This window comes from Psychrobacter sp. (genome assembly GCF_036731945.1).
GTDB lineage: Bacteria > Pseudomonadota > Gammaproteobacteria > Pseudomonadales > Moraxellaceae > Psychrobacter.
This window is the reverse complement of the sequence record NZ_DAINDI010000029.1, coordinates 32,701-39,171: the sequence shown is the minus strand read 5'-3', so window position 1 is coordinate 39,171 and position 6,471 is coordinate 32,701. Positions and strand designations below refer to the sequence as shown.

Below are 6,471 nucleotides of genomic sequence, written 5' to 3'. Positions count from 1 at the left end.
CGTGGTGTATCGATATTACTTTTCACTCACTATAGTTATTTTACAAAGGCTATTAAGGTCAGGGTTACATTAATCAGTGTTTAAGTAACTTAACGAACATGTAACAAACAATTTCTAACATTCTCTAGAAAGTCTTTTCGTTAACATAGGCGCTATATGCATAAGGCGCCGTTAAAAAGCGCACGATTAGAAAAAGCATAGTCAAAAAATACCTGCTAATTTTTAAATTTTTGGAGAATACCATGAATACCCTAACCAAAGTTGCTGTTGCTCTACCTGCTCTAGCGCTACTTAGTGCCTGTGCGACCACCGCACCTACCACACCAAACAAAACCCCTGCGTCAGAAAGCGTGACCGATGTCGCCTATGACCGTATGGCACCAGCGCCTTATACCTGTACCGATGACAGCAAAATCTTGGCAAAACAGTCAATCAATAAAAAACAAGTCATGCTAAATGCGACTTTACCTAAAGTAAACTGGGCCGACCAACCTATCATTTTAAATGGCGGCGTCCAAGGTGATACGGCAAGCTATGTCAATGAGTCAAACCCAGAAGTAGTCTATGCTTGGCACATGAAAGGCGACAAAGGTATCCTTGCAATGAAATGGGCAAACGGTAAAGAATATCAAGTAAACTGCCAAATAGGCAGATAATGATTTTGGTTTAATTGCTCATTGATAATAATAAACCTATCATTGTTAAACCTATAACTATTAAACCTAGCATTATATAAACAGTCATCGAATGATGGCTGTTTTTTTATGGTTGGAAATTTAAAAGCGTACTCGCTAACGCTTTATTTTATTATGCTAGAGAAGCAACGCGAAAACTGGCAAAATAGCGCTGATAACAATTGCATGATAATCAATAATAAAAGGATAGCTCGATGGTTAAGCGCCTCATAAGTATGATGATAATGGCTAGCATAGGCTTGGCGGCACTAACGAGCTGCGATAATAGCGCCAACAATGCTGATAGCACTGCTAAAGCTTCTGCTGCGCAAACAGCTGACGAGGCAGACGTGCATACTATCGACTGGTCACTGGTCGCAAGCGGCGAAAAAGCTGTTGACCCTGCCAATTATGAATATCCGTTTGCGCTTGATAGCCAAAATGTGCGCGATTATGCGGAGTATTTCGGTGTGGATAATGCCACCGCGCAGCACAATCTGACCGTAAGTATGGCAAGCAATGAAGCGCTCTCAAAAGTGCTCGATCAGCTTAGCGAAACCTATACTTCGCACGAGCTAACCGATGATAAAGAGATGAAACTGATCATTCATACCACGTCCGATGTCGCTGCCAGTCGCTATGATTACGTGCTATCCGATGACTTTGCTAAAGGATTGGTATTGCCTATCGTGATTCAGCCGGATGGTAAAAAAGGTGAGGTTAAGGTGCATGGAGAGGTGGTGGAGTAAAGATTAATAGCGTGTGTGTTCATTTATATGGCACACGCTATTATTCATTATGAAGTCTGTCGATATGGATTGTTTGAGAGCTCAATTTTGACATTCGTATCCCAAAGTAACTTAGCTAAATAGGGTTGATACTGAGTAGCTGCTGGGGCAATGTAGATTTTATCAAGGTGTGTTTTGACATCTGCATCATACTCAACATATAAGAATTTACCAAAATCCATTTTTACTTTGGGATTTTTGAGTGAAGTAATATAAAGCATTCGACACTCTTGCTCTTCCTGAAAAGCTATATGCTTAATTAAATACTTTATTGGTAGTAAAATCCTATCTAGTAAAATATTTATTTCTGAAGCTTTCGATTGATCTAGCTCACTTACAATGTCCATAGCTTTCTGATATGCACTTTTCAAACACTCAAACCATATCAAAAACTCGTTTGTCTTTTTATCGATATACTTTTTATATTTCATCCATTTTATGTCAGCTTCAACGCGGTCGCTAAATTCTCTATAAAAGGTAATTTGATTTCGTTGTGCTAAGTGTATAAATTGAGAACTAGGATCTATATAAACACAACGTATTACTGGCTGCTGGCTAATTTTTTCCTCAGATACTTCTTCATCTAAGATTCTTTCAGTTGCGATAAATGACATTTGATCAGGGTGGTCATTTTCTTTAAAAAAATTTTTATTGAATATCAAACTAATACCAGAAGCTTCCTTATAGTCTTGCTTACCATAAAGTCTAAACTGGTTTAAACTATCATGATTAAAAGTAAAACATCCAATAAATGTCTGATATTCACCATCAAACCTTACTTCACGATTTCTCTCTTTACTATCGTTCTTTAAATAACTCTCAAGTAACTTACCTTCACTAGGGTCATTAACGTTATGAATAGTGTTTAATCGAAAAAAATTAGTATTTGGATTATGTAGTAAAATGTTGGCCACTTCAGTTGAAGTATAATGTGCAAGCTTACGCTCTGCATGCAACTGTTTCTTTCCTATACTGTTGATATCAATCTTTAATATCGATAATATCTTATATACAAGATTAGATATTTCAAAAATATTTCTGCCTAACTCCTCAGAACTTTTATCTAAAATTAAATCGCATATATCTATTTTATTTTTTGCTTCGTAAGGGAACTTATTTTTTACAAAGACGAAACTGCTCTTAGCATGTTCTATATCTTCTAAGCTACTACTCTCTAAAAGTATATCTCCTATAAAGAACTGAGCATTCTCGTAAATACTTTTATTCTCTTCAAGTCTGATACTATTGAACACTTCTAGCGCTTCTTCCTTATAACCTTTATTCAACAAAATAGTAGCTATGAGAAATTTCGTATTTGCTATACTTATTTTATTCCCATTACCTCTTATTATTATTCTTGCTAATTTCTTAACTATTCCACGAGTATATTCATCTGGAATCTCTTCTAACTTATCAATAATTTTTCTATCACTGTCTGTCACAACCTACTCCCTAACCATCGCCAAAAACTCTTCCTCACCCACCACTTTCACACCCAATTTTTCCGCTTTGGTGAGCTTTGAGCCAGCTTTATCACCTGCCAATAGTGCAGTGGTTTTTGCAGAGATACTGCCTGAGACTTTGGCACCGAGCGCTTGCAGTTTGGCTTTGGCTTCATCACGCGCCATGCTATCAAGCGCGCCCGTAATGACCCACGTTTGCCCATCGAGCGGCAATCCCTCTAACACCACTTGCTCAACCTTATCCCAATGCACGCCCGCTTCACGCAATGCGGTGATGACTTCGATATTGTGCGGAGCGCGGAAAAACTCATGAATAAGCTCAGCGGTGATCGCGCCAACGTCAGGCGTTTGTAGCAGCTTGTCGATATCTGCTGCCATCAGGCTATCAAGGTCGCCAAATTGCTGCGCCAGATTCTGCGCCGTGGTTTCACCGACGCCGCGAATACCGAGCGCATAGATAAAGCGCGCCAGTGTGGTCTGCTTACTGGTTTCAATGGCGCTGAGGATATTTTGTACTGATTTCTCCCCTAGTTTTTCAAGGGTAATCAGCTCGTCCGTATGCTTGTGCAACTGATAGATATCGGCGACGGTCTTGACCAAACCGTGCTCAAAAAAGCTAATCAACCAACTTGCGCCTAAGCCATCGATATCCATCGCCCGACGCGAGACAAAATGAATGAGGGCTTCTTGCTGCTGCGCGGGACAAAACAATCCGCCAGTACAGCGTGCCAACGCTTCGCCTTCGGGCAAGACCACAGGGGAGTCGCAGACAGGGCAAATCGCTGGCAATTTAACCGGTTCTGAATCTGCTGGACGTTGATCAACCCAAACGCGGGTGACTTTGGGAATGACATCGCCTGCACGGTGGACGCTGACCATATCGCCTGCACGCACATCCAAGCGCTGAATTTCACCAAAGTTATGCAAGGTGACATTGCTGACGGTGACGCCGCCGACTTTGACAGGTTCAAGCTTACCAACTGGGGTAATTTGCCCCGTACGTCCAACTTGCCATTCGATATCGTTTAGACGCGTCATCACCGTTTCGGCAGGGAATTTATACGCCGTTGCCCAGCGCGGCTCACGCGATAAAAAGCCAAGCTGCTGCTGCAATGCTAAGTTATTAACCTTGATGACCATGCCGTCAATTTCAAACGGCAGCTGACTACGGGTTTCAATCATCGACTCATAATATGCTTGTGCTTCACGTGGGTTTTTTACCACTCTCACCGCGCTGACGCTAAAACCTATGTCACCAAGCCAAGCCAAGGCGGCTGATTGAGTTTCTATATTTTCCGGTAAACCTTGATTGACTGAATAACAATAAAAGGCCAGCGGACGGCTAGCAGCAATAGCGGGGTCAAGCTGACGTAAGCTACCAGCGGCGGCATTACGAGGATTGGCAAAGGTTTTATCGCCTTTTTCTTCTGCGAGTCGGTTCAAGCGCTCAAAACCAGCTTTTGGCATCAGTACTTCACCGCGTACTTCTAATAATGGAATCTCGCTTGCCGCCGTAAGCCAAAGCGGCAGATTGCGAATAGTTTTGGCATTTTGGGTAATATCCTCGCCCGTCTGCCCATCACCGCGCGTCACCGCTTGCACAAACTTTCCATACTCGTATTTAAGTGACACCGCCAAGCCATCAAGCTTTAGCTCCATCTCGTATTCAGGGTTTTTCTGCGCGTCATTGAGACGATCATTGACGCGGCGCATAAAGCCATGCAGCTCGTCATAATCAAAGACATTGCCAAGCGATAGCATGGGTACGTCGTGTCTGACTTGGGTAAAGGCGGATAGCGGCGTATCGCCAACTTGATTGATTGGGCTATCGGGCTGTATTAAATCAGGGTACGCCTCTTCAAGCTCCAATAAAGAGCGTCGCAGCTGATCGTATTCGCTGTCTTCTAAAATCGGATTGTCGAGCACATAATAGGCATAATTATGCGTTTTTAAATTATCAATGAGCGTGCGCATTTGAGCAACGATGGTAGCAGCATTGTCTGCAGATTGGGTATCAGCAGTATTTTTAGAAACAGCATTTTTAGAAGCAGTCGGTACAATAGAATCAGTCATAGTCGGCGTCTTTTTTTTGCAATTCAAGATGCCGATATGATAACAAGTTTGCAGGTTAGTCGGATATGATTTTGTTGAAATCTCATCCTGTAGAGAGCCGCTTCTGTAGAGAACTAGGTTTATAGAAAACCAAATTTATAGGAAATCGAGCGAATGCAATGCTCTGCAATCAAAGCTTAAAAATTAAAAAAGGCAAATAACGTCAAGCGCTATTTGCCTTTTACAATACTTTAGAAATAATTTTAACTGTTTATCTATTCAGATTTTACCCTTCATAATCGCGAACTTGATTACGCAGCTGTTGTTTATATTCAGGGGTAATAGGGTCGTTCTCTTCATCGAGCATCACGGCGTCCAAATCGCTTGCCATCATATAGGCAATACTCATCATACTATCAAAGCTGCGTAGCGCTTGCGGATGCGGCAACGATAAAAATAGTACTACGCCATTGTAAGTATTGGTTGCCACGCTATGCGGGTCAAAAGGCGCGATGCCACTATCCGTAATGCCCATCATACTAAACCACAGCATACCGGTGCCGTCTTTTTGCTCATAGCGATGGAACATATTCATCGCGCCATAACGCAAACCATATTTATCTACTAACGCCAACAAGTCACGCCCACGAATTACTGCTGCTGGGCGGTCGCGATACTGATGCGGCAAAATAGTGATATTGATATTGTCTTTGGCATTGATTAACGGACCGTTTTGCGCTTCATCAACCGGCTCTGAGAGATGCTGATCGAGTATCGGGCTATTATTATCAAAGCTTGGCTCGTCAGCGGTATCAATAACTGGCATCAAACTGTCCGTCGCTGACATGAGGCTTGAAAACGCGTCCGGCTCTTGCTCGATATGCATCTGCTCAGCTACTTCGGTAAACTCGCTGTTGTCTGCTCGCTGCTGCTCTTCTTGCCAGCGGGCAAAATCAACCTCATCTACCACACCATTATCCTCATTACTATCATAGCGGGCAGCAGTTAGTTGGGCATCGACATTGCTATGCGCCTCTGTCAATGGCGCATCTTCAACCACGGCATTAAGATAACTACGATCAGGAGCGATGCTGGTTTCGCCTGCGACCGTATCATCCAAGTCTGACTGCTCGACGATATTGCGCTCATGACGCGGAATAATGGGAATACCGTTTTTATCATAATTGACCGCGGCAGCCTCAGCAGTTTTGCGCCGTTTAAAGCTGCGAATGACCATAAATAGCCCTGCAAGCACGATAAATGCGGCAATGGCGATCAAGATAAACTGGATAGCGGTCATGAGAAATACATCCTAATATATGACAAAAGGGAGAGCACAAGTATGAAGAAATGGCAATAGTCTAGCATGGCTAATGCATATCGTCACCATATAGTCAGCGTTTATCATTGGCTCTGAAGCCTTCACTGACTAATTTTCCGACTACTCGCCTGACTTTAAATGCTAGCCCTAACTATACCACTGACAAGCGCTTG

The 6,471-nt window shown here is 42.6% G+C and carries 5 protein-coding genes; 2 read left to right on the top strand and 3 right to left on the bottom strand.

Annotated elements, in window-relative coordinates; all coding sequences use genetic code 11:
* The first annotated feature begins 242 nt into the window (after positions 1–242).
* Both V7D75_RS07710 and V7D75_RS07705 read left to right on the top strand, forming a co-directional pair.
* The gene (locus tag V7D75_RS07710) at positions 243–656 is read left to right on the top strand and encodes a hypothetical protein (protein ID WP_296190806.1); all 414 of its coding nucleotides are present in this window, start codon (positions 243–245) and stop codon (positions 654–656) included.
* A gap of 233 nt (positions 657–889) precedes the next feature.
* A complete protein-coding gene (locus V7D75_RS07705; RefSeq protein WP_333614096.1) occupies positions 890–1,423 on the top strand; it encodes a hypothetical protein in 534 nt (177 codons plus the stop codon).
* A gap of 47 nt (positions 1,424–1,470) precedes the next feature.
* On the opposite strand, the gene V7D75_RS07700 is transcribed toward V7D75_RS07705, so the two are convergent.
* From V7D75_RS07700 to V7D75_RS07690, 3 genes are all read right to left on the bottom strand, one after another.
* On the bottom strand, positions 1,471–2,904 hold the full coding sequence (locus V7D75_RS07700) for a DUF2971 domain-containing protein (RefSeq protein WP_333614095.1): 1,434 nt from the start codon (positions 2,902–2,904) through the stop codon (positions 1,471–1,473).
* 3 nt (positions 2,905–2,907) lie between these two features.
* Positions 2,908–4,998, bottom strand: a complete 2,091-nt coding sequence (ligA, locus tag V7D75_RS07695; RefSeq protein ID WP_333614094.1) for an NAD-dependent DNA ligase LigA — start codon at positions 4,996–4,998, stop codon at positions 2,908–2,910.
* Positions 4,999–5,263: 265 nt separating this feature from the next.
* Positions 5,264–6,277 (bottom strand): cell division protein ZipA C-terminal FtsZ-binding domain-containing protein, encoded by a 1,014-nt coding sequence (locus V7D75_RS07690; protein ID WP_333614093.1) that lies wholly within the window; start codon positions 6,275–6,277, stop codon positions 5,264–5,266.
* Positions 6,278–6,471 lie beyond the last annotated feature (194 nt).

Coding starts and splice junctions, on each gene's coding strand:
- V7D75_RS07710 (WP_296190806.1), top strand. CDS start 243: ATGAATACCCTAACCAAAGTTGCTGTTGCTCTACCTGCTCTAGCGCTA.
- V7D75_RS07705 (WP_333614096.1), top strand. CDS start 890: ATGGTTAAGCGCCTCATAAGTATGATGATAATGGCTAGCATAGGCTTG.
- ligA (WP_333614094.1), bottom strand. CDS start 4,998: ATGACTGATTCTATTGTACCGACTGCTTCTAAAAATGCTGTTTCTAAA.
- V7D75_RS07690 (WP_333614093.1), bottom strand. CDS start 6,277: ATGACCGCTATCCAGTTTATCTTGATCGCCATTGCCGCATTTATCGTG.